This window comes from Streptomyces sp. CB02261, from assembly GCF_001905665.1.
Lineage (GTDB): Bacteria > Actinomycetota > Actinomycetes > Streptomycetales > Streptomycetaceae > Streptomyces.
Genome location: NZ_LIVX01000004.1, coordinates 397,446 through 418,488, shown reverse-complemented (window position 1 = coordinate 418,488; position 21,043 = coordinate 397,446). Strand labels below are relative to the sequence as shown.

Annotated in this window: 21 protein-coding genes; 8 read left to right on the top strand and 13 right to left on the bottom strand. The window is 72.9% G+C overall.

What is annotated here, in order from left to right; all coding sequences use genetic code 11:
- Positions 1-208: 208 nt before the first annotated feature.
- The 3 genes from AMK29_RS15300 (at position 209) to AMK29_RS15290 (ending at position 2,831) form a co-directional block, all read left to right on the top strand.
- Positions 209-1,534, top strand: a complete 1,326-nt coding sequence (locus AMK29_RS15300; protein ID WP_073813003.1) for a hypothetical protein — start codon at positions 209-211, stop codon at positions 1,532-1,534.
- Positions 1,535-1,638: 104 nt separating this feature from the next.
- Positions 1,639-2,109: a hypothetical protein gene (locus AMK29_RS15295; RefSeq protein WP_073813001.1), complete on the top strand. Its 471-nt coding sequence runs from the start codon at positions 1,639-1,641 to the stop codon at positions 2,107-2,109.
- Between the two features lie 62 nt (positions 2,110-2,171).
- Positions 2,172-2,831, top strand: coding sequence for a class I SAM-dependent methyltransferase (locus AMK29_RS15290; protein WP_073812998.1), 660 nt, complete (start codon positions 2,172-2,174; stop codon positions 2,829-2,831).
- 93 nt (positions 2,832-2,924) lie between these two features.
- On the opposite strand, the gene AMK29_RS15285 is transcribed toward AMK29_RS15290, so the two are convergent.
- The gene (locus tag AMK29_RS15285; RefSeq protein WP_073812995.1) at positions 2,925-3,200 is read right to left on the bottom strand and encodes a hypothetical protein; all 276 of its coding nucleotides are present in this window, start codon (positions 3,198-3,200) and stop codon (positions 2,925-2,927) included.
- A gap of 155 nt (positions 3,201-3,355) precedes the next feature.
- Between AMK29_RS15285 and AMK29_RS15280 the strand changes: the two genes are divergently transcribed.
- Genes AMK29_RS15280 through meaB form a run of 3 tightly spaced genes read left to right on the top strand, consistent with a single transcriptional unit; the run spans position 3,356 to position 8,321 of the window.
- Positions 3,356-5,167, top strand: coding sequence for a methylmalonyl-CoA mutase family protein (locus AMK29_RS15280; protein WP_073812993.1), 1,812 nt, complete (start codon positions 3,356-3,358; stop codon positions 5,165-5,167).
- Entirely contained in the window at positions 5,167-7,341 is a 2,175-nt protein-coding gene (scpA, locus tag AMK29_RS15275; RefSeq protein ID WP_073812991.1) for a methylmalonyl-CoA mutase, read from the top strand. Before AMK29_RS15280 ends, scpA begins: the two co-directional genes overlap by 1 nt.
- Positions 7,338-8,321 (top strand): methylmalonyl Co-A mutase-associated GTPase MeaB, encoded by a 984-nt coding sequence (meaB, locus tag AMK29_RS15270; protein WP_073812988.1) that lies wholly within the window; start codon positions 7,338-7,340, stop codon positions 8,319-8,321. The genes scpA and meaB overlap by 4 nt, the downstream gene beginning before the upstream one ends.
- 146 nt (positions 8,322-8,467) lie before the next feature.
- Here meaB and AMK29_RS15265 read toward each other — a convergent pair whose 3' ends face one another.
- Positions 8,468-8,818, bottom strand: a complete 351-nt coding sequence (locus tag AMK29_RS15265) for a winged helix-turn-helix transcriptional regulator (protein WP_073812985.1) — start codon at positions 8,816-8,818, stop codon at positions 8,468-8,470.
- Between the two features lie 60 nt (positions 8,819-8,878).
- On the opposite strand from AMK29_RS15265, the gene AMK29_RS15260 reads away from it, so the two are divergent.
- Complete coding sequence (locus AMK29_RS15260) at positions 8,879-9,784, top strand: NAD(P)-dependent oxidoreductase (RefSeq protein WP_073812981.1); 906 nt, start codon at positions 8,879-8,881, stop codon at positions 9,782-9,784.
- A gap of 128 nt (positions 9,785-9,912) precedes the next feature.
- Complete coding sequence (locus AMK29_RS15255) at positions 9,913-10,203, top strand: hypothetical protein (RefSeq protein ID WP_073812979.1); 291 nt, start codon at positions 9,913-9,915, stop codon at positions 10,201-10,203.
- Between the two features lie 55 nt (positions 10,204-10,258).
- Here AMK29_RS15255 and AMK29_RS15250 read toward each other — a convergent pair whose 3' ends face one another.
- From AMK29_RS15250 to AMK29_RS15200, 11 genes are all read right to left on the bottom strand, one after another.
- Positions 10,259-11,467 (bottom strand): nitric oxide synthase oxygenase, encoded by a 1,209-nt coding sequence (locus AMK29_RS15250; protein WP_073812976.1) that lies wholly within the window; start codon positions 11,465-11,467, stop codon positions 10,259-10,261.
- Positions 11,468-11,616: 149 nt separating this feature from the next.
- Positions 11,617-12,336 carry a hypothetical protein gene (locus AMK29_RS15245; protein WP_073812973.1) on the bottom strand — a complete coding sequence of 240 codons (720 nt, stop codon included), beginning with the start codon at positions 12,334-12,336 and terminating at the stop codon, positions 11,617-11,619.
- Between the two features lie 48 nt (positions 12,337-12,384).
- Entirely contained in the window at positions 12,385-12,915 is a 531-nt protein-coding gene (locus tag AMK29_RS15240; protein WP_073812970.1) for a nuclear transport factor 2 family protein, read from the bottom strand.
- A 26-nt stretch (positions 12,916-12,941) separates the two neighbouring features.
- The gene (locus AMK29_RS15235; RefSeq protein ID WP_241845372.1) at positions 12,942-13,628 is read right to left on the bottom strand and encodes a hypothetical protein; all 687 of its coding nucleotides are present in this window, start codon (positions 13,626-13,628) and stop codon (positions 12,942-12,944) included.
- A complete protein-coding gene (locus tag AMK29_RS15230; RefSeq protein ID WP_073812968.1) occupies positions 13,625-14,176 on the bottom strand; it encodes a hypothetical protein in 552 nt (183 codons plus the stop codon). The genes AMK29_RS15235 and AMK29_RS15230 overlap by 4 nt, the downstream gene beginning before the upstream one ends.
- The gene (locus AMK29_RS15225; RefSeq protein ID WP_073812966.1) at positions 14,173-15,447 is read right to left on the bottom strand and encodes an MCE family protein; all 1,275 of its coding nucleotides are present in this window, start codon (positions 15,445-15,447) and stop codon (positions 14,173-14,175) included. Before AMK29_RS15225 ends, AMK29_RS15230 begins: the two co-directional genes overlap by 4 nt.
- Positions 15,444-16,673, bottom strand: a complete 1,230-nt coding sequence (locus AMK29_RS15220) for an MCE family protein (protein WP_073812964.1) — start codon at positions 16,671-16,673, stop codon at positions 15,444-15,446. Before AMK29_RS15220 ends, AMK29_RS15225 begins: the two co-directional genes overlap by 4 nt.
- The gene (locus AMK29_RS15215; protein WP_073812962.1) at positions 16,670-17,698 is read right to left on the bottom strand and encodes an MCE family protein; all 1,029 of its coding nucleotides are present in this window, start codon (positions 17,696-17,698) and stop codon (positions 16,670-16,672) included. The genes AMK29_RS15220 and AMK29_RS15215 overlap by 4 nt, the downstream gene beginning before the upstream one ends.
- Positions 17,695-18,741 carry an MCE family protein gene (locus tag AMK29_RS15210; protein ID WP_073812961.1) on the bottom strand — a complete coding sequence of 349 codons (1,047 nt, stop codon included), beginning with the start codon at positions 18,739-18,741 and terminating at the stop codon, positions 17,695-17,697. The genes AMK29_RS15215 and AMK29_RS15210 overlap by 4 nt, the downstream gene beginning before the upstream one ends.
- Positions 18,738-19,793, bottom strand: coding sequence for an MCE family protein (locus AMK29_RS15205; protein WP_073812958.1), 1,056 nt, complete (start codon positions 19,791-19,793; stop codon positions 18,738-18,740). Before AMK29_RS15205 ends, AMK29_RS15210 begins: the two co-directional genes overlap by 4 nt.
- Entirely contained in the window at positions 19,790-21,043 is a 1,254-nt protein-coding gene (locus AMK29_RS15200) for an MCE family protein (RefSeq protein WP_073812956.1), read from the bottom strand. The genes AMK29_RS15205 and AMK29_RS15200 overlap by 4 nt, the downstream gene beginning before the upstream one ends.

Here is a 21,043-nt window from a genome sequence, read left to right as displayed (position 1 = left end):
TCTCCCGGGACAGGTGACGGAGACGCTGCTACTCAGGTCTATTACTTAGGTAAGCCTAAGCTAACTTATCGTCGCCGGGCACGGAAGGTCGGGGTCACGGAAGGCCGACGCGGAAGGAGAGGGGTGCCCACCCGGAGGGGTCGCTGACGTGCCGTGTGATGATCTGCTCTTCGTCAAACGGATCCCGCGCGGATCCCGGGGAGAGAACATGGCTTACACGGACGCCAACGGCGTCGACCTGTCCGGCGTCACCGGCAGGCTCATCCAGACGGTCGACCTGGTGAAGGGCCCCGCCCCCCAGGCGATCGCCACCGACACCGTCAACGGGCACGTCTTCGTGCTCCAGGTGGAGAGCTCGGCCACCATGCCGCAGGGCAACATGTGGCTCAACCGCATCGACCGCCGGACCGGCAAGGTCACCGGCTCGATGCAGCTGAAGGGCTTCGGCCACGGACTCTCGATGGGTGCCCAGCCCGTCGGCGCCGACACGTACCTCTGGACCGAGGTCGGCCCGCTGCACACCAGCATGAGCGGCACCACGGTCACGGCGACCTTCGGCAAGGCCGTCACCCGCTTCCGCTTCGTCGACGGCTCGGTCCTCGACGGCGCCCTCATACCGCAGGGGCAGAAGTTCACACCGCCCGGCAGCACGTCGGGCGTCGGCCCGTCGCTCGACCCGGTGAACAACCTGCTCTGCGTGATGTACCACAAGGACGGAAAGCGGCACTTCACCCGATACGACCCCGCCGCGGCCGCCGCCGGGTCATGGGTCCCGGTGGGCACCACCTTCGTGATGCCGGCCGGTGAGGACGTCACCCCCGACGTGCCCTCGCCCTACCCGCTGCAGAAGACCCTCGTCTCGCAGGGCTTCACGGCACTCGGAGACGTCCTCTACTCGTACCAGTGGGCGCCGTACGACAAGGACGGCAACCCCACGATCCCCAGCGAGTTCCCCGGGATCGCCTTCCTCACCTCCTACTCGTGGAGCACCGGGGCCCGCCTCGACCGGCAGGTGGTCACCAACGCCGACGGCCTCACCCGCCGCGAGCCCGAGGGCGTCGCCGTCGAGGTCGACCCCGCGACCGCGGAGACCCGGCTCCTGTTCGGCTTCAGCAACACCGTCCCCGGCACCACGGGTTCACGCGACGTCACGATCGGCTGGTACCCGACCAAGCCCGCCGTCGACGGCGTCAAGGTGCTCGCGGACTGGGAGGACCTCGCCCTCGAACCGGGCGTCAACCCCGGCGCCCAGCCCCCGCGCGGACGGCTGATCGCCCTCGCCGGCACCACCTACCTCCAGCTGCGCGGCACCGTCACCTGCTCCCTGACCGCCGACAGCAGGATCGGCACCCTCCCGCACCGGCTGCGCCCCACCCACCTCACCCGGCAGAACGTGCCGCGCAACAACAACACCGGCCGCTACGTGTGCCGGATCGAGGCGGACGTCCACGGCGCGCTCTGGGCGTACGGCGCCACCAGCGACAACGCCACCACCTGGATCGACCTCGACGGCGTCACGGTCGCCTGGCGATGAGCGCCCGGCCGACCCCCGCCACCCCCCTCGGCACGGGCCGTCCCGGACCCGTCGCCCCCCACGTCACCCCGCCAGCCGGCCCCACCCGATCCGGAGGATCGCGCATGACCCAGCCCACGACCAGCCGCCGCTCCCTGCTCACCGCGGCCCTCGCCGCTCCCGCCGTCGCCGTCGGCGCCCCGCTGCTCACGGCCACCCCGGCCGCCGCCGTCGACCCCGTCGACGGCTGCCAGACCGTCGTCGACTGGACCCCGATCACCGTGGACCCCGCCGTGACGAACGTGGCCGGCGCACCGGCCGAGGCCCGCGTGATCCGGCTCGCGGGCACGGAGTTCCTCCAGCTGCGCGGCACGGTCACCTGCGACTTCACCGCCGACGGCCGGCTCGGCACGCTGCCCGCCACCATCCGCCCGCCCAAGCTGACCCGCGGCGTCTGCCCCCGCAACAACAGCCAGGGCATCAACGCGATCCGCATCGAGGCCAACACGGCCGGCGCCGTCAACGTCTACGGCCCGCAGACGACGAACAAGGTGACCTGGATCCAGCTCGACAACTTCTCCTCCGTCCTGCGCTGAGACCGGTAGAACCCTCCCGGGACGGGTAGTTCGTCCCGGGACACCCGGGAAAGGGGAGCACCATGCGGGAAGAGGGTTCCGAGCGGAGACCGCTGTCGGCGGCGGAGCTGTTCGACGGTCTGGGACTCGCGTACGAGCGGGCCTTCGGGCACCTGCCCGCCCAGCTGGCGGCCGTCGACTGGCTCACGGGCCGCCTGGACGCGGGAGCCCGCGTGCTCGACGTCGGCAGCGGCACCGGGCGGCCCGTCGCCGACCTCCTGGTGCGGTCCGGGTGCGCGGTGACCGGCATCGACGTGTCCGGCACGATGGTCGACCTGGCGCGGGCGCAGGTGCCCGGGGCCCGGTTCGAGCAGGGCGACGTCCGCGGCTTCGACGCGCCTCCCGGGAGCTTCGACGCCGTCTGCGCCTTCTTCCCGCTCCTCATGATGAGCCGGGCGGAGGCCGCCGCGGCCCTGGAGCGGATGGCGGGCTGGCTGGCGCCCGGCGGCTACCTCGTGAGCGCCACGGTGCCGGCCGACGTCGACGGTGTGGAGATCGAGTGGATGGGCCGGCCCGTCAGGGTGTCCAGCTTCTCGGCCGAGGAGTACCTGAGGACCCTCCGCGAGGACTGCGGTCTCGACGTCCTCCATCACGACGTCTCCGTCTTCCACCCGGACGACGAGACGGCGGCCCCGGAGGAGCACCTCTTCTGCTACGCCCGCCGCCCCGGCGGGCGTGGCTGAGCGACCCCGGCGGGCGTGGCTGAGCCGCCACGGCGGGCGGGTCGCTGAGCGGCCACGGCAGGGCCCTCCCGGGCCCTGCCGGGTCACGGGTGGTCAGGGCGCGTCGCCCGACCAGTCGAAGCGGCCCGGGTCGCCCGGACGCGGGTCGTAGAGCGAGCGGCCGTCGGCGCCGTAGCGGCCGAGCTCCGTCTCCAGGGCGACACCGTCGGCACCGGCGGCCGGCGGCCGGTCGGTGACGTCGAGGAGCAGACCGTCGAGCGGCCCGCCGACCAGCTCGGCGTAGACCCGGCCGGGCCGGGGGCCCGGGCGCGGGTCGTCGTGCTCCTGGCCGTAGACCCGGCCTCTCAACAGCTCCTCGTCCCTGTCCATACGGCCCAGCCTCCCAGCCGCCACTGACAACGCCCGGAAGGGGCCCCGAGGTGGCCGCCGCAACCCCCACCACACGGAACGCCGCAGGTCGACGAGAAGAAGGTCACAGTCGTACGCCCTCCTGCTCCTTTGTCGATCTCCCCTAGCATCCGAGCATGACGGTCCTGCCTGACGACGGGCTCCCCCTGGCGTCCGAATTTCCTGACGCGCCACACGAGCAGTGGCAACACCTCGTGGCAGGTGTCCTGCGCAAGTCCGGCAAGGAGGTCTCCGGCGACGCCGCCGAGGCCGCCCTGTCCACGCTCCTCGAGGACGGCCTCGACACCCGCCCCCTGTACACGGCGCGCGACACCGCCCCCGACGCCGGACTCCCCGGCTTCGCGCCCTTCACGCGCGGCGGACGCGCCGAGGGCAACACCCCCGGCGGCTGGGACGTACGCCAGCGCCACCTCGCGGCCGACGGCGACGCCGTCCTCGCCGACCTGGAGAACGGCGTCACGTCCCTGTGGCTGGGCGTCGGCGGCACCGGCATCCCGGTCGCCTCCCTGGGCTCGGTCCTCGACGGCGTCTACCTCGACCTCGCCCCCGTCGTCCTCGACGCGGGCGAGGCCACCGAGGCGGCCGCCGAGCGGCTCTTCCGGCTCTACGAGGAGCGGGGCGTCGCCGCGGACGCCGCTCGCGGCAACCTGGGCGCCGACCCCCTGGGCCACGAGGCCCGCACCGGCCGACCCGCGTACGACCTCGCGTCCGTCGCCGGTCTCGCGCGCCGCTGCGCCGACCGGTACCCGGGCGTCCGGGCCCTGACCGTCGACGCGCTGCCGTACCACGAGGCCGGCGGGTCGGCCGCGCAGGAGCTGGGCTGCTCGCTCGCGACGGGGGTGGCCTATCTGCGCGGACTGACCGGGGCCGGCCTGAGCGTCACCGAGGCGTGCGCGCAGCTGGAGTTCCGTTACGCGGCGACCGCCGACCAGTTCCTGACGATCGCCAAGCTCCGCGCGGCGCGCCGGCTGTGGGCCCGGGTGGCCGAGGTCTGCGGCGCCCGGGAGGCCGGCGCGCAGCGTCAGCACGCGGTGACCTCGCCGGTGATGATGACCCGTCGCGACCCGTGGGTGAACATGCTGCGCACCACGGTCGCCACGCTCGCCGCCGGAGTGGGCGGCGCCGACAGCGTGACCGTGCTGCCCTTCGACGAGGCGCTCGGCCTGCCGGACGCGTTCGCGCGCCGTATCGCCCGCAACACCTCCACCGTCCTCATCGAGGAGTCGCACCTCTCACGGGTGATCGACCCGGCGGGCGGTTCCTGGTACGTGGAACGGCTGACCGACGAGCTGGCCCACGCGGCCTGGGAGTTCTTCCAGGACATCGAGCGGGCGGGCGGCCAGCAGGCCGCGCTGCGGTCCGGGGCCGTCGGCGAGCGCCTCGCCGCGACCTGGGCGGCGCGGAGCGCGAAGCTCGCCACCCGCCGCGAACCGATCACCGGCGTCAGCGAGTTCCCGAACCTCACGGAGAAGCCCGTCGACCGCGCCCCCGCGCCCGAGCCGCCGGCCGGCGGTCTCCCCAGGGTCCGGCGCGACGAGGCCTTCGAGGCGCTGCGCGCCCGCTCCGACGCCCACCTGGCGGCGACCGGCGCGCGGCCCCGCGTCTATCTGGCGGCGCTCGGCCCGGCGGCGGCGCACTCGGCCCGCCTCGCCTTCGCCGACAACCTGTTCCGGACGGGCGGCATCGAGCCGGTCACCGACGGCGCGTTCGAGGAGAGCGGGGCCCAGGAGGTCTGTCTGTGCTCCAGCGACACGGTGTACGAGGAGCAGGCCGAGGCCACCGCGCGGGACCTGCGGGAGGCGGGCGCCCGGCACGTGTTCCTCGCCGGCCGCCCCGGGCCGTACACCGGCGTCGACACGTACGCGTTCGCCGGCTGTGACGCCGTCGCCCTGCTCTCCACCACCCTCGACCGCATGGGAGTGTCCTGATGTCCATCCCCGATTTCTCCGGGATCGAGCTCGGGACGCCGACCGCCGACGGCGACCCCGACGCCTGGCGTACGGCGGTCGAGAAGGCGACGGGCGGCGAGGACCTGCTCTGGGAGACCCCGGAGGGCATCGGCGTCAAGCCGCTGTACACCGGGCAGGACCTGGAGGGCCTCGACTTCCTGGGCACGTACCCGGGCATCGCCCCGTACCTGCGCGGCCCGTACCCGACGATGTACGTCAACCAGCCGTGGACGATCCGGCAGTACGCGGGCTTCTCCACGGCCGAGGAGTCGAACGCCTTCTACCGGCGCAACCTGGCGGCGGGCCAGAAGGGCCTGTCGGTCGCCTTCGACCTGCCGACCCACCGCGGCTACGACAGCGACCACCCGCGCGTCACCGGTGACGTCGGCATGGCCGGCGTGGCCATCGACTCCATCTACGACATGCGGCAGCTGTTCGACGGCATCCCGCTGGACCGGATGACGGTCTCGATGACGATGAACGGCGCCGTCCTCCCGGTGCTCGCGCTGTACATCGTGGCGGCCGAGGAGCAGGGCGTGCCGCCCGAGAAGCTGGCGGGGACCATCCAGAACGACATCCTCAAGGAGTTCATGGTCCGCAACACGTACATCTATCCGCCGGGGCCCTCGATGCGGATCATCTCCGACATCTTCGCCTACACCTCGCAGCGGATGCCGCGCTACAACTCCATCTCCATCTCCGGCTACCACATCCAGGAGGCGGGTGCGACGGCCGATCTGGAGCTGGCGTACACGCTCGCGGACGGCGTGGAGTACATCCGCGCGGGGCGGGAGGCCGGGCTCGACGTGGACGCGTTCGCGCCGCGCCTGTCGTTCTTCTGGGCGATCGGCATGAACTTCTTCATGGAGATCGCGAAGCTGCGCGCGGCACGGCTCCTCTGGGCCAAGCTGGTCAAGCAGTTCGACCCGCAGAACGCCAAGTCCCTGTCGCTGCGCACCCATTCGCAGACCTCCGGCTGGTCGCTCACCGCGCAGGACGTGTTCAACAACGTCACCCGCACCTGTGTCGAGGCGATGGCGGCCACCCAGGGCCACACCCAGTCGCTGCACACCAACGCCCTCGACGAGGCGCTCGCGCTGCCCACGGACTTCTCGGCCCGGATCGCCCGCAACACCCAGCTGCTCATCCAGCAGGAGTCGGGCACCTGCCGGACGATCGACCCGTGGGGCGGCAGCGCGTACGTCGAGAAGCTCACCCATGACCTCGCCCGCCGCGCCTGGAAGCACATCCAGGAGGTCGAGCAGGCCGGCGGCATGGCGAAGGCGATCGACGCCGGCATCCCGAAGCTGCGCGTGGAGGAGGCCGCCGCCCGCACCCAGGCCCGGATCGACTCCGGGCGCCAGCCCGTGATCGGCGTCAACAAGTACCGGGTCGCGACCGATGAGCAGATCGACGTGCTCAAGGTCGACAACTCCTCCGTACGCGCCCAGCAGATCGCCAAGCTGAAGCGGCTGCGGGAGGAGCGCGACGAGCGGGCCTGCCAGGACGCGCTCGACGCGCTCACCCGGGCGGCCGGCGGCGAGGGCAACCTGCTGGAGCTCGCCGTGAACGCGGCCCGCGCGATGGCGACGGTCGGGGAGATCTCCGACGCCCTGGAGAAGGTGTACGGGCGGCACGCCGGGCAGATCCGTACGATCTCCGGTGTGTACCGCACCGAAGCCGGCGAGTCCCCCTCCGTGGAGCGCACCCGGGCCCTGGTCGACGCCTTCGGCGAGGCCGAGGGGCGCCGGCCGCGCATCCTGGTCGCCAAGATGGGCCAGGACGGTCACGACCGCGGCCAGAAGGTCATCGCCACCGCCTTCGCCGACCTGGGCTTCGACGTCGACGTCGGCCCGCTGTTCCAGACCCCGGCCGAGGTGGCCCGCCAGGCCGTCGAGGCGGACGTGCACATCGTCGGGGTCTCCTCGCTGGCCGCCGGGCACCTCACCCTCGTACCGGCGCTCCGCGAGGAGCTGGCCGCCGAGGGCCGCGAGGACATCATGATCGTGGTCGGCGGGGTGATCCCTCCGCAGGACGTGGCGACGCTCCTGGAGATGGGCGCGGCCGCCGTGTTCCCGCCGGGGACGGTGATCCCCGACGCGGCCCACGACCTGGTGACGCGTCTGGCGGCCGACCTCGGGCACGAGCGGTGATCGATCTCGACACGTACGTGCGGGGTGTGCGCGAGGGGAAGCGGGCGCTGGTCGCCCGCGCGATCACCCTCGTCGAGTCGACCCGCCCCCAGCACCGGGCGCTCGCCCAGGAGCTCCTGACGGAACTCCTTCCGCACAGCGGGAACGCCGTGCGGATCGGGATCAGCGGCGTGCCCGGTGTCGGCAAGTCGACGTTCATCGACGCGTTCGGGACGATGCTGACGGGGCTCGGACACCGGGTCGCGGTGCTCGCCGTCGACCCCTCGTCGAACCGTACGGGCGGCTCCATCCTCGGCGACAAGACCCGGATGGAGCGCCTCGCCGTCGACCCGGCGGCGTTCGTACGCCCCTCCCCCACCGCCGGCACGCTCGGCGGCGTCGCGAAGGCGACCCGGGAGTCGATCGTCGTGATGGAGGCCGCCGGCCACGACGTGGTGCTCGTCGAGACGGTCGGCGTCGGCCAGTCCGAGACCGCCGTCGCCGACATGGTCGACTCCTTCCTGCTGCTCACCCTGGCCCGCACCGGCGACCAGCTCCAGGGCATCAAGAAGGGCGTCCTGGAACTCGCCGACGTGGTCGCCGTGAACAAGGCCGACGGCCCGCACGAGCGGGACGCCCGCGCCGCGGCCCGCGAACTCGCGGGCGCGCTGCGGCTGATGCACGGCGCCGACTCCTTCTGGACGCCGCCGGTCCTCAGTTGCAGTGCCCGGGAGTCGGCCGGCCTCGACGAGGTCTGGGAGCGGCTCCGGCAGCACCGGACGCTGCTCGACTCGACCGGCCGCCTCGCGGCCAAGCGCCAGGACCAGCAGGTCGACTGGACCTGGGCGATGGTCCGTGACGAACTCCTGCGCCGTCTCCACACCGACCCGGCGGTCCGGGACCTGGCACCGGCCCTGGAACGGCGGGTCCGCGCCGGGGAGCTGACGGCGACCCTGGCCGCCGAGCGCATCCTGCACGCCCTGGGCGAGCGGCGCGGCTGACACCTCCGATCTCAGGGGGCCTTCCCGTACGGGGAGGCCCCCTTTCCGCGCTCCCCGGCATACCCACTTTTTTGTGCGTACTGGTCGGGGGCGCGCTCCCCGGGCGATGCTGGGAGCGGCCCGGAGGAAGGGAGTACGACAGGGCCTCAGGAAGCGGTGGGCACGGCCGTGAGCCGGTCCAGGCGCCGGTACCCCCAGTCGGACAACGGGGCCAGCGCCGACGAGAGTTCGCGTCCGAAGCCGGTCAGCGAGTAGACGGTCTTCGGCGGCAGGACGTCGTGGACCTCACGGTGCACGAGGCCGTCCTCCTCCATCTCGCGCAGCGCCTGGGTCAGCACCTTCTCGCTGAGCCCGGGAAGCTTCCGGCGCAGTTCGCCGGGGCGGTGCGGGCCGGACTCGAGCAGCCACAGCAACGCCGTCTTCCATTTGCCCTCGATGACCACCAGCGCGGCGCTCACTCCGCAGATGTCGGTGTTCCGGGCCCGGGCGCGATTCATCCGCGTCCCTCTCCTTCCTCCGGGATTTCTTTCCTCATGTGTCTACAAGGGAGTTCACCCATGTCTTCTTCCCGCACGCCCTCTTCTCCCGCCGAGGAGCACGCCGTCACGGTCGTCGGCCTCGGGCCGATGGGGCGGGCGCTGGCCGGCGCGTTCCTCGCGGCGGGCGTACGCACCACCGTGTGGAACCGGACGCCCGGCCGGGACCGGGAGCTGGTCGCCGCCGGTGCCGTGTCGGCCGCGAGCGCCGAGGAAGCGGTCGCGGCGAGCCCGCTGACCGTGATCTGTCTGGTCAACTACGACGCCACCGATTCCGTCCTGCGGCAGGAGGCCGTGACCCGCGCCCTCAAGGGACGGACCGTCGTGAACCTCAGCGCCGACACCCCCGAGCGGGCCAGGGACACCGGGGCCTGGGCCGACGAGCACGGCATCGGCTACCTCGACGGCGCCATCATGACCCCGACCCCGGCGATCGGGACGCCGGACGGCGTGTTCCTCTACAGCGGTCCCGGCGCGCTCTACCGCGAGCACCGGCCGGTGCTCGACGCCCTGGCCGGCACCCACACCCACCTCGGGGAGGAGATCAGCCGGGCGGCGGGGTACGACATCGCGCTGCTCGACATCTTCTGGACGGCGATGGCGGGATACACCCACGCGCTCGCGGTGGCGCGCGCCGAGGGGATCGCCCCGACGGAACTGGCTCCGTTCGCCCAGGGCATCGCCGCGATCCTGCCGCCGCTGTTCCAGGAGTGGGCGGAGGACGTCGAGAGCGGCGGGTACTCCGGCGAGGCCAGTCCGCTCACCTCGGCGGTCTCGACGATGACGCACATCGTGCACGCGTCCGAGGCGCACGGCATCGACGCCGGCGTGATGCGGGCCGTCGAGGGACTGTCGCGGCGCACGGTGGCCCTGGGCCACGGCGCGGAGGGTTTCACCCGGGTCGTCGAGGTCCTGGGACGCCGCTGACCGGGCACCCGCCGGGGACGGCTCCTCGGATGCCGTCCCCGGCGGGTCGTGGTGTGCTGGCTTGGAGGGGGGTGTGGCCGCGGGGCGGCGCGTGAGGTACCGCCCCACCTCACGAGGAGGAAATCCCCATGGCGATCTTCGTCCACGCCGTCCTCTCGGGCATCACCACCGACCAGTACGACACCCTCCACGCCAGACTCCAGGAGCTGCCCGGCATCTTCGACGGCTGTGTGTCCCACGCGTGCGTCACGACGGACGACGGCCTGGAGGTCTTCGACGTCTGGGAGTCCGAGCAGCAGATGAACGCGTTCGCCGAGCGCATGATGCCGGTCGCGGCCGACCTCGGCTGGCCGACGACCGAGGGCCGTCCCCGGGTCCTTCAGGTGCACAACCACTGGGTCCCCGGACTCGGCGGCTGACGGCGGGGCGGCCAGCCGCCGCCCGGACGCGCGGGAGGAGGGCCGGCGCCCGTACTCAGGTACGGGGGAGGAAGGCAGGGCGGAGTGCGGGGTCCACCGGGTCGTAGTACCGGTGGAAGACCGGCGTGGCCGAGCCGGACACCGGAGGGACGATCCAGCTCCAGTCGGCGGGCGTGGTCCTGCCGTGCCGGCTCTCCTGGGCGATGTGCCGCAGGAAGCGCCGGGACTCGGTGTGGTGGTCGGCCATCGTCACCCCCGCCTCCTGGTAGGAGTGGAGCACCGCCAGGTTGAGTTCCACCAGCGCCCGGTCCCGCCAGAGCGTGCGCTCGGTCGAGCGGTCGAGGCCCAGCCGGTCGGCCACCACCGGGAGCAGGTCGTACCGCTCGGCGTCCGCGAGGTTCCGGGCCCCTATCTCCGTGCCCATGTACCAGCCGTTGAACGGCGCCGCCGGATACCGTACGCCGCCGATCTCCAAGGTCATGTCGCTGATCGCGGGCACGGCGTACCAGCGCAGTCCCAGCTCCGCGAACCAGGCGTGCTCGGGATGGGTCAGCGGCACCTCCCGTACGGAGTCGTCCGGGAGTTCGTACCACTCCGGCCGCTCTCCGGGGTGTTCACGCACCATCAGCGGCAGTACCTGGAAGGGCTCCTCGTCCCGCTTCCACCCCAGCTCGCGGGCGTACGCGGTCAGCGACGCGCTGCGCGGGTCGCCGATCGAGGCGCCGTCGGGCGTGCGGTGTCCGGCGTAGCGGACCAGCTGGTCGTTGACGATCCGGGGGCCGGGGCGGCCGGGCCGGTCGGGGGCGAAGACGGAGACGACCGGCCGGATCCTGCCGTCGTTGCCGGCCAGCCGCAGATGCGCGAAGCACGCGGCGGCGATGTCGTCGGCGGAGGTGACGTGCCGGAGGTCGCGCACCACGAGGCTGCGCCAGTAGAGCCTGCCGATGCAGCGGGCCGCGTTGCGCCAGGCGACGCGCGCGCCGAAGGCGAGTTCGTCCCCGGTGTGCGCGTAGGTTCCGGTGCGGTCGATCTCGGCGAGCACCTCGCGGAGCCGGCTGTCGCACGCTCCGGCGCCCGGCTGCTCGTCGTGGAACTGCCGGATGAACCGTTCCGCCTGCTGCCGGTCCGTGAGGTCCGGCGCCGGGGCGGGCGGCTCGGGGGTGGCGGGGGCCGGGGCCCCTGCCGCGTAGGGGCAGCTACCCGCGCTGGGGACAGGCTTCCGGCGGCGACGACTGAAGATCAATGTGTTCCCTCCCGACGCCATGACTACCGTACGGACTCGGTCGGGCGCGGAGAGTACGTGAAGTCCGCCCGGGGCGAGGACCGCGCTGGTACGCTTCCGCCCCCTCGCCCGGACCTCGCGGGGCTGCTCGACGTCATGGAGGCGGCGATGAGGGACGGGAGCGGGAGGGCTCAGCGGCCGAAGGTGTCGAGGTTCTCGACGATCCACCGCCCGTCGCGGTGCACGACGTCCACCGCGAACATGGCGCCCGCGTAGACGCCCTGGTCCTGGGCCTTCTTCCCCTGCTTGCCGCCGGTGCCGGCCGTGCTGACGCTGCTCTGGTCGGCGTAGACCAGGACGCGGGCCCGGTCGCCGTCGATCCGTTCGACCGCGCTGTCGGTGACCGTCGTGGTGATCACCGTCTTCTGCCGGGCCGCCTGCGCGAGGACCCCGCCGAGCAGCGTCCGGTGCTGGGCGACGGCCTTCCCCGTGAGGAGGGTCTTCCCGGCCCGCTCGAAGGGGGCCGGGTCGGCGTGGTCGTAGGAGAAGAGCGCGGCGACGGCCGCCGCGGTCTGCCCCTTGATCTCACTGGTACGGGCGAGGTCGGTGAGGGCCGTGTTGCTGCGGGCGGGGTCGTCACGGAGCTCCCCCGCCCTGCTGGACGCCCACCCGGCGAAGCCGCCCAGGAGGAGCGTCAGGACGCACAGGACCACGAGCGGGACGAGATGACGCGGCCGCGCCGGGCCCTCGGCTTTCCGCTTCGGTGCCGCGGCCGTCTCCCGTACGGGCTTCTCCCGTACGGGCGTCGCCGCCGGCCCTTGCCGGGTCCGCGTGGCGGTGGGCTCGGCCGGCGGGCCCGCGAGGGCCTGGCGGCGGCGCTGGCGGTTGACGAGGTGGCGGGTGGTCGACATCCTGCGTGTCCTTTCGGGGTGCGGACGGCTCTCGCGGGTACGGCCCGGTCAGCCGGCCGCCGAGCCGCCCACGGGGGCCTGCCCGAGCGCGCTGAGCTTCCAGTGGCCGTCGGTGCGGGTGAGTTCGCCCAGCATGCGGCTGTCCTTGTCCGTGCTCCTGCTGTCGGGCGTGGTGACGGTGACGCGCAGGGCGACGAGCACCCGGGCCCGGCCGGCCCGGTCGTCGAGTTCCGTGACGGCGCCGGACAGCACCCGGGCCGTGGTCACCGTCTTCGCCGTCCTCACCTGGCCGGTGAACTCCGCGCGGCCGTCGACGAGTTGCCGGTGCAGGTCACCGGTCGTGGAGGACTCCCAGAGGTCGAGCCCCTGCTCCACGCGCCGGTGGTCGAGCGTGTTGAGGTTCTGCACGGCCTGCTCTCCCGCCGCGAGGGCCCGGTCGCGCTGCACGGCGTACGCGGCGGAGTCGTCGTGGGCGGCGGCGTACCAGTCCCGGCCGGCCCAGGCCGCGAAGGCTCCCGCGACGAGGGTGAGGACGAGGGCCACGGCCAGGGCCGGCCGGATGCCCACCGGGCGTGTCATGAGGTGCTCCCGTCTCCCGCTCATCGTCAGCGGGCCTTGATGTCGACGATCAGCCACCGGTCCCCCTGGAACTTCGCGGTGACGGTGAGCTGGGCCGCGGCGGAGGCGGCGGCGGCCTTGTCCCGCCGCGAGGTCTGGTCGAGGAACACGAGGAGGCGCGCGCTGTCCCCGTCGAGTTCGATCACTCCCGTGCGGACGGCCTGGGTGGTGAGGGTGATCCGCTGCTCCGCCAGACTCGCCCGGACCTGCGCGAACAGGTCCTCGTACTGACGGGCGGCCCGTCCCGCCAGCACGGTGCGGGCGGAGCGTTCGGCGGCGTCGGCGCCGGCGGGGGCGTAGGAGAAGATCCGGGCGAGGCCCTCGGCGACGTCGCCGCCGACGCGGGTGGTGGCCTCGGTGTCGGTGAGCGCCTGGTTGCGTGCGGACGGGGTCGACCGGAGCTGGTGGGCGCTGTGGAGGAACGCGCCCCCGCCGATGAGCAGGACCGCGACGGCGGCGGCGAGGGCGCCCCTGCGCCAGGCGGTGGCGGATCGGCGGCCTCCGCCGTCTCCGGCCGCACCGCCGCTGTCTCCGGCCACACCGCCGCCGTCCGCGGTCCCCGTTCCGTCCCCGTCCGCGCTCTTCGTGCCGTGGTCCTCCGGGAATCCCGGCCCGTCCTCGGTGGTCGACGGAGCGTCCTCGTCCGTGGTGGTCCCGCTCGGCAGTCGCGTCACCGGCCCCCGCCCTCCCTCTCGTTCTCGCTCTCGTTCCCACTCCCGGTCTCCCGCGCGCCGGCGACCGGGACCGCGCTCAGTGCCGCGACCCTCCAGGTGTCCTCGCCGGTGCGCGTCAGGACCGCCTCCAGACGCTTGCGGTCGGAGGTCGCCGCGGCGGCCCCGCGCGGGGTGACGTCGACCCGGACGGTCGCGATGAGTTTCGCCGTACCGGCTCGCGCGTCGAGCGCGGTGAGGGCGGCCTCGGTGACCGTGGCGCGCGCCGAGGCGCCCACGGCGGGCTCGGTGCGCCCGAGTTCGGTGCGGAGGGGTCCGGTGGAGGCCTCGCGCCAGGCCCGGATGCCCGCTTCGGCGCGCTCGAGGGTCGAGGCGTCGAGGGTGTTCAGGACGGTGATGCCGTGCCGCCCCTCCGCGAGCGCCGTGTCCCGTTCGCGGCTGAAGGCGAGTTCCTGGTCGGTGCGGGCCTCCACGTAGGTCCACGCGCCGGTCGCGCAGAAGCCGAGGGCGACGAGGAGGGCGCCTGCGCCGAGGATCCTCGCCCGCCTCACCGGGCGCTCCCCGTGGTCAGGCCGAGCAGGCCGGCCATGTCCGTCGGCCCGCCGGTCTGGCCGGGCAGCGCGAGCGCACCGGGCAGGGTCGCGCGTGGGCCGGTCGTGGTGCGGCCGCTGCCCGAGGGCAGGGAGCCGGGTTTGGCCGGTTCGGGCACCCGGCCGCCCTTGGGGGCGTGGGCCGAGCCGCGTACGTTGACGCCGGCCGCGGCGGAGCCCGTACAGGAGGCGCCGGTGTTGAGGGCGGGCGCGGTCCCGAGGTCGAGTCCGTTGCGGTACCGCGTCCCGCCGTATCCCGCGGTGCAGGGCAGTGGCTTGAAGAAGGTGAGGGCGAGGCCGATGTTGACGCGTCCTCCGTCGACGGCGGTGGCTCCGGCCGAGACGGCCGCCGGGAGCTTCACGAGCAGTTCCTCCGTGCCGCGCTGCCGGGTGACGGCGAGTTCCGAGGTGGTGAGGAGGTTGGCGAGGACGACGCTCAGGCTGGGGTCGAGGTCGCGCAGGAGACCGCTGACCTGCCCGGCGGCGTCGGGGGTGACGGCGAGGAGGCGGCGCAGGTCGGCGTCGGAGCCCTTGAGGGTGGCGGCGAGGTCGCGCGCGCCGGTGGCGAAGTCCCGGATGGCGCGGCTCTCTTCGGCCTGGGTGCGCAGGACGACCTCTCCGTCGTGGATGAGGCGGGTGGTGGCCGGCAGGGACCTGTCGGCGGCTTCGACGAAGCTGCTGCCGTTGTCGAGGAGGACCTGGAGGTCGTCGCCGTGTCCCTCGAAGGCCTTGCCGAGTTCGTCGACGACCGTGCGCAGGGACTCCAGCGGTACGGAGCCGGTGAGGTCGTTCATGCCGGCGAGCACGTCGGTGACGGGTGCCGGTACCTGGGTGTCGGTCTGTTCGATGCGGGCGCCGTCGGCGAGGTACGGGCCGTCGTCGCTCTCGGGGCGCAGGTCGATGTACTGCTCGCCGACGGCGGAGAGCCCGGCGACCACGGCCCGCGCGTCGGCGGGGATCCGGGGGGCGGACTTCTTGATGCGCAGTTCCGCCACGACGCCGTCGGCGGTGAGGCCGATGCTTCCCACGCGTCCCACGGAGACGCCCCGGTAGGTGACGTCGGAGTGGGTGAACAGGCCTCCCGTACGGGCGAGATGGACCCGGACGGTGTAGTGGTCGGCGACGCCGGCGTAGCGGCCGAGGTCGGCGTAGCGGACGCCGACGAAGCCGAGGACGAGGACGGCGATGACGAGGAACGCGAGGTTCTTCAGCCGTACGGTGCGGGTGATCACCGGGTCTCGCCTCCGTCCTTCGGTGCGGTGGCCGGCCCGGTCGTGCCGGTTCCGGAGGGGCTCGCCGTCTGGACGGGCGGCAGGGGCAGCGCCGTCCGCGGGCTGCGGGCGGTGCCGGAGGCCGGGTCCTGGGTCGGGGGCGAAGGGGTGGGGGTGGGGGTGGGGTCGGCCCTGGGGATCAGGGGCGGGACGATCTGGGTCCCGGGGGCGGCGGCGAGATGCAGGTAGGTGTTGAGGTAGTCGCCCTTGACGCCCCGCAGCACCTCGTCGGTGAAGGGGTACGTCAGGAGGACCTGGAGCGACTCGGGGAGGTCGGCGCCGGCGTCCGCGAGGGCCGTCAGGGTGGGGGCGAGGGCCTTGAGGTCGGCGATCATGTCCTCCTTGCCGGCGTCGATGGTGCTGACGGCGACGCCGGAGAGGGTGTCCAGGGCGCGCAGCATGGTCAGCAGGGAGCCCCGCTGGTTCTCCAGCGTCTTCAGGCCGGGCGAGAGGCCGGTGAGGACGGTGTCGACGTCCTTCCTGCGACCGGCGAGGGTGGCGGAGAGCCGGTTGACGCCGTCGAGGGCGCGGGTGATGTCGCCGCGGTGGGCGTCCAGGTTCGCCACGAGCGTGTTCACGCGCTTCAGCATGGAGCGGACCTCGGGCTCGCGGCCGCCGAGCGCCGCGTTCAGTTCCCTGGTGATGGTCTTGAGCTGGTTGACGCCGCCGCCGTTGAGCAGCAGGGACAGCGCGCCGAACACCTCCTCGACCTCCGTGTTGCGGCTGGTGCGGGCCAGGGGGATGACGCTGCCGTCGGTGAGCCGCCGTCCGCTGTCCTTCCGGGGGGCGACGAGCTGGATGTACTTCTCGCCCAGGAGGCTCGACTGTTCCAGGCGGGCGCCGGCGTCGGCGGGCAGCCGGACGTCTCCGTTGATCTCCAGGGTGACGCGGGCGGACCAGGTGCCGGTGCCGAGGTCGATGGCGGTGACGCGGCCGACGGCGACGTCGTTCACCTTCACCGCGGACTGGGGCACCAGGCTCAGGACGTCGTCGAGTTCGGCGGTGACGGTGTAGGGGTGGGGGCCGAGGTCGGCGCCGCCGGGCAGCGGCAGGTCCTCGATGCCGTCGAACCGGACGGGGGGCGCGGGGAGGGCGCCGAGGACGACGGCGAGTCCGAGGCCGAGAGCGACCAGTCCGGCGGCGCCGGCTCCGGTCGCCCTGGCGGAGGGCAGGGGGCCGCGTCTCATCGCTCCCCCTTTCCGGTGCCCGCCGCGGCGCCCCCGGTGACGGGCAGCGGGAGCAGCGGGCCGCCCATGCTGATCTCGTTGAGGTTGGCGCGGCCGTCGAGGGTGCGGGTGTCCTTGTCGTACGCGTTGACGAGGTTGCCCGCGGCGAGCGGGGCGACGTCGAGGGCTTCGGCGAGGGAGGCGCGCTGGTCGACGAGGGCCTGGGTGAGGGGGACCAGCCGGTCGACGTTCTTCTTCAGCTCGCCGCGGTTGTCCTTGAGGAACGTCTTGACCTGGGCGAGGGCCTTGCCGAGTTCCTTGAGGGCGCCGGCGAGGTCGTCCTTGTTCTCGGCGAAGTAGCCGACGACCTCGTCGAGTCGTTCCTGTGCGGTGCGGACGTCGCCGTCCTTCTTCTTGAGCATGGTGGTGAAGGTCTGGAGCTGGGTGAGGGTGGCGAAGAGGTGGTCGCTGCTGCCGTCGAGGGTCTTGGCGGCCTTGCCGAACTCGGCGATGGAGGTGCCGATGGCGGCGCCGTTGCCCTTGAGGTTCTTCGCGCCGGTGTCGAGGAGTTCGGAGAGGGCTCCGGACGCGTTGGCGCCGTCGGGGCCGAGGGCGCGGCTCAGTTCGGTGATGGAGTCGTAGAGCTGGTCGATCTCGACGGGGGTGCGGTTGCGGGCGGCGGGCAGCTGGGCTCCGTCGCCGAGGGCGGGGCCGGTGCTGTACGCCGGACTGAGCTGGACGTACCGGTCGGCGACGATGCTGGGGGCGACGACGAGGGCCCGTGCGTCGGCGGGGACGCGTACGCCGTCGTCGAGGCGGAGTGCGACGCGTACCCGGGTGCCCTGGGGTTCCACGGACTCCACCTCGCCGACCCGTACCCCGAGGACGCGCAGGTCGGATCCGGCGTAGATGCCGACGGCCCGGTCGAAGTACGCGGTGACGCGGATGCCGCCGGTGTCGAGGACGCGTACGGCGACGAGACCGCAGGCGGCGAGCACCGCGAGGGCGAGGCCGGCGACGAGGGGTGTTCTGGTCCTGGTCTTCATTCACCGCTCCCCTTGGCCGTCGCCGTCTGTTTCGGCGGCAGGCATCCGGTGGTGGGCTGCGAGGCTTCGGGCAGGTAGGTACGGGGCACGACGCCGCACAGGTAGCTGTCGAACCAGCGGCCGCTGCCGAGGGTGTTGCCGACGAGCCGGTAGTACGGGCCGACGAGCGCGAGTGTCCTGTCGAGCTGGCCGCTGTTCTTCTCCAGGACGCCGGTGACCCGGCTGAGGGCCTTGAGGGTGGGTCCGAGCTGCCGGTCGTTGTCGCCGACGAGGCCGCTGAGCTGGGTGCCCAGGTCCCGGGAGCCCTTGAGCAGGGCGCGGATGGCGTCGCGGCGCTTCTTGAGCTCGCCTAGCAGTGAACCGCCGTCCTCGATGAGTGTCTCGAAGCTGGACTTCTTGTTCTCCAGGGTCTTGGTGAACTTCTCGCTGTTGCGCAGGAGTCGGGCGAGTTCGGTGTCGCGCTTGGAGACGGACCTCGACAGTTCGGACAGGCCGGTGGCGGCGTTGCGCACGTGCGGCGGCGAGTTCTTGAAGGTGTCGGAGATCGTCTGGAAGCTCTCGGCGAGTTTCTCGGTGTCGATGGCGTCGACGGTGCCGCTGAGGTCCTGGAAGGCCTGGGTCACGTCGTACGGGGAGGTGGTGCGTGATCGCGGGATGCGGGTTCCGGGGTCCTGCGGGGCGGAGCCCAGCGGGTCGAGCGCGAGGTACTTCTCGCCGAGCAGGGTCTTGATGGCGATGGCGGCGGTCGACCGGTCGCCGATCCAGGCGTCCCCGACCTCGAAGGTCACCTTGACCTTGGGTCCGTCGAGGGAGACCTCGGTGACCTTGCCGACCTTGACCCCGGCGATGCGGACCTCGTCGCCCGCGTCGAGCCCCGCGGCCTCGGAGAAGTCGGCGCTGTAGGCGGTGTCGCCGCCGACGAGGGGGAGCCGTTCGACGTTGTAGGCGAGGGCGGCCATCAGGGCGAGGACCACGAGTCCGACGACGGCGACGGCGACGGGGTTGCGTTCCTTGACCGGCTTGAACCGGGGGCTGCGGCTCATCCTCGGCACCTCGGTTCGGTCACGGCGATGCCGGTCGGCGGCTCGGAGCCGTCGGACGTCTCCACTCCGGTCACGCGCGCCTCGCAGAGGTAGAGGTTGAACCACGAGCCGTACGAGGAGAGCCGGGCCAGGGCCGTCATCTTGGCGGGGGTGTTCGCGAGGAACCTCTCGATGGCGGGGGTGTGGTCGCCGAGGGTCCCCGAGAGGCGGCCCAGTTCGCGGATGTCCTTCTTGAGGGGGGCGCGGCCTTCCTGGAAGAGCCCGGCGGTGGTCGTGGTGAGGTCGCCGATGGCCCGGACGGCCTCGCCGAGGGGTTTGCGGTCGGTGTTGAAACCGGTGACGAGTTTCTGCAGGGTGACGACGAGGTCGCCGAACGCGGCCTCGCGGTCGTTGAGGGTGGTGAGGACGGTGTTGAGGTGGGTGACGACCTGGCCGACGACCTGGTCCTTGGCGGCCACGGTCCTGGTGAGGGAGCCGATGTGCCGCAGGAGGCTGTCGACGGTTCCGCTCTCGCCCTGGAGGACCTGGACGAGCGAGCCGGCCAGGTCGTTGACGTCGCCGGGCGAGAGGCCTTCGAACAGCGGCTTGAAGCCGTTGAAGAGCAGGGTCAGGTCGAGTGCGGGGGTGGTGCGGTCGAGCGGGATGGTGTCGCCGGCGCGCAGGGTGCCGGTGAGGTCGCCGCTGCCCCGGCCCAGGGAGATGTAGCGCTGCCCGACCATGTTGAGGTACTTCACGGCGGCGGTGGCGGACAGGGGCAGGGGGCGGTCCTCGCGGACCGTGAAGGTGACCTGGGCGGTGCGTCGTTCGACGACGCGTACGTCGGTCACCTCGCCGACCTTCACTCCGGCGATGCGTACGGAGTCGCCGTCGACGAGGCCGGTGACGTCGGTGAACAGCGCCTTGTAGGTGCGGGTGGCGGAGCCGACGCCGGTGTTGGCGATGCTGAAGCCGAGCACGGTGGTGGCGAGGGCGGTGACCAGGACGAACGCGAGGGACTTCAGGAGGGTCCCGGTCAGGCCGCGGCGGCGGGTGTGCGTGGGTCGGGTCGTCATCGCAGGGTCACCTCCGCGCCGCGGAACGCGGGGCCGGCGAGCAGGCTGCTCCAGTCCGGCAGGTCGCCGGGCCGCTTCTTCGCGGCGGGGGCGAGGAGCTCGTTGACGAGGTCGTTCTCCTGCGGGGAGTTGGCGGGCCCGAGGGGCTGGTCGGCGGCGGAGGAGGCCCTCACGGCGGGGGCGGCCGGGACGCCGAGGTAGGGCACCGGGTAGCAGCGGGGGCCGCCGCCCGATCCGTAGGAGGGGGTGTCGCGGCCGGGGACGTAGGCGCCGCGCGAGGGCACGGTGGTCACGTTCACGTGCAGTCCGGGGCGGTCGGTGCCCTTGCCCAGCGCCTTGTCCATGGCGGGGACGAACTGGGCGAGGGTGCGCAGGGTGCAGGGGAAGGACGGGGAGTACTCGGCGAGCAGTTCCAGGGTGGGCCTGCCGGTGGCGCCGAGCCGGATGATGTTGTCCTTGTTCTGCCGCAGGAAGGCCGTCAGGTCCTGGGCGGTGCGGGTGGTGACGCCGAGGGTGCCGGCCAGCTCGCCCTCCTTCTCGGCGAGGGTGCCGCTGGTGGTGGTGAAGTCGGTGAGCGCCGTGACGATGTCCGGGGCGGCGTCCGCGTAGAGGTGGCTGACCTTCACGAGTTCTTTCAGGTCGCGGGTGAGGGCGGGCAGGTGGGGGTTGAACTCGCGCAGGTGGGCGTCGAGTCGGGCGAGCGTCTCGCCGAGGTGCTCGCCGCGCCCTTCGAGGGCCCGGGAGACGGCCGACAGGGTCGCCGAGAGCTTCTGCGGCTGGACGGCGGTGAGCAGGGGCAGGACGTTGTCGAGGACCTGCTGGAGTTCCACGGCGTTGCTCGAACGGTCCTCGGGGATGACGGCTCCGGGCCCCAGGGGTCGCGCGGAGGGGTTCCCGGGCGGTACGAGGGCCACGAACCGTTCGCCGAAGAGCGTCGTGGGCAGCATCTGCGCGCGTACGTCGGAGGGGACGTGGCGGAGGCTCCCGGGCCGCATGGCGAGGGTGAGCCGGGCTCCGCCGTCGGTGGCGTCGATGGCGCGGACCTCGCCGATGACGACGCCGCGCAGTTTCACCTCGGCGCCGAGGTGCATCTCGTTGCCGACGCTGCCGGTCTCGACGACGATCGGGTCCGACGCGGTGAAGCGCTTGTCGTAGACGGCGATCGCCAGCCAGGCGAGCAGCGCGGGCACCAGCAGGAACACGACGCCGGCGGACCGGCGGCGCAGGGTCTCGGCCGTTGAGTCGCTCAT

Coding starts and splice junctions, on each gene's coding strand:
- AMK29_RS15210 (WP_073812961.1), bottom strand. CDS start 18,741: ATGAGCCGCAGCCCCCGGTTCAAGCCGGTCAAGGAACGCAACCCCGTC.
- AMK29_RS15295 (WP_073813001.1), top strand. CDS start 1,639: ATGACCCAGCCCACGACCAGCCGCCGCTCCCTGCTCACCGCGGCCCTC.
- AMK29_RS15280 (WP_073812993.1), top strand. CDS start 3,356: ATGACGGTCCTGCCTGACGACGGGCTCCCCCTGGCGTCCGAATTTCCT.
- scpA (WP_073812991.1), top strand. CDS start 5,167: ATGTCCATCCCCGATTTCTCCGGGATCGAGCTCGGGACGCCGACCGCC.
- AMK29_RS15220 (WP_073812964.1), bottom strand. CDS start 16,673: ATGAGACGCGGCCCCCTGCCCTCCGCCAGGGCGACCGGAGCCGGCGCC.
- AMK29_RS15265 (WP_073812985.1), bottom strand. CDS start 8,818: ATGAATCGCGCCCGGGCCCGGAACACCGACATCTGCGGAGTGAGCGCC.
- AMK29_RS15215 (WP_073812962.1), bottom strand. CDS start 17,698: ATGAAGACCAGGACCAGAACACCCCTCGTCGCCGGCCTCGCCCTCGCG.
- AMK29_RS15250 (WP_073812976.1), bottom strand. CDS start 11,467: ATGGCGTCGGGAGGGAACACATTGATCTTCAGTCGTCGCCGCCGGAAG.
- AMK29_RS15245 (WP_073812973.1), bottom strand. CDS start 12,336: ATGTCGACCACCCGCCACCTCGTCAACCGCCAGCGCCGCCGCCAGGCC.
- AMK29_RS15255 (WP_073812979.1), top strand. CDS start 9,913: ATGGCGATCTTCGTCCACGCCGTCCTCTCGGGCATCACCACCGACCAG.
- AMK29_RS15205 (WP_073812958.1), bottom strand. CDS start 19,793: ATGACGACCCGACCCACGCACACCCGCCGCCGCGGCCTGACCGGGACC.
- AMK29_RS15285 (WP_073812995.1), bottom strand. CDS start 3,200: ATGGACAGGGACGAGGAGCTGTTGAGAGGCCGGGTCTACGGCCAGGAG.
- AMK29_RS15240 (WP_073812970.1), bottom strand. CDS start 12,915: ATGACACGCCCGGTGGGCATCCGGCCGGCCCTGGCCGTGGCCCTCGTC.
- AMK29_RS15300 (WP_073813003.1), top strand. CDS start 209: ATGGCTTACACGGACGCCAACGGCGTCGACCTGTCCGGCGTCACCGGC.
- AMK29_RS15290 (WP_073812998.1), top strand. CDS start 2,172: ATGCGGGAAGAGGGTTCCGAGCGGAGACCGCTGTCGGCGGCGGAGCTG.
- AMK29_RS15200 (WP_073812956.1), bottom strand. CDS start 21,043: ATGAGCGACTCAACGGCCGAGACCCTGCGCCGCCGGTCCGCCGGCGTC.
- AMK29_RS15260 (WP_073812981.1), top strand. CDS start 8,879: ATGTCTTCTTCCCGCACGCCCTCTTCTCCCGCCGAGGAGCACGCCGTC.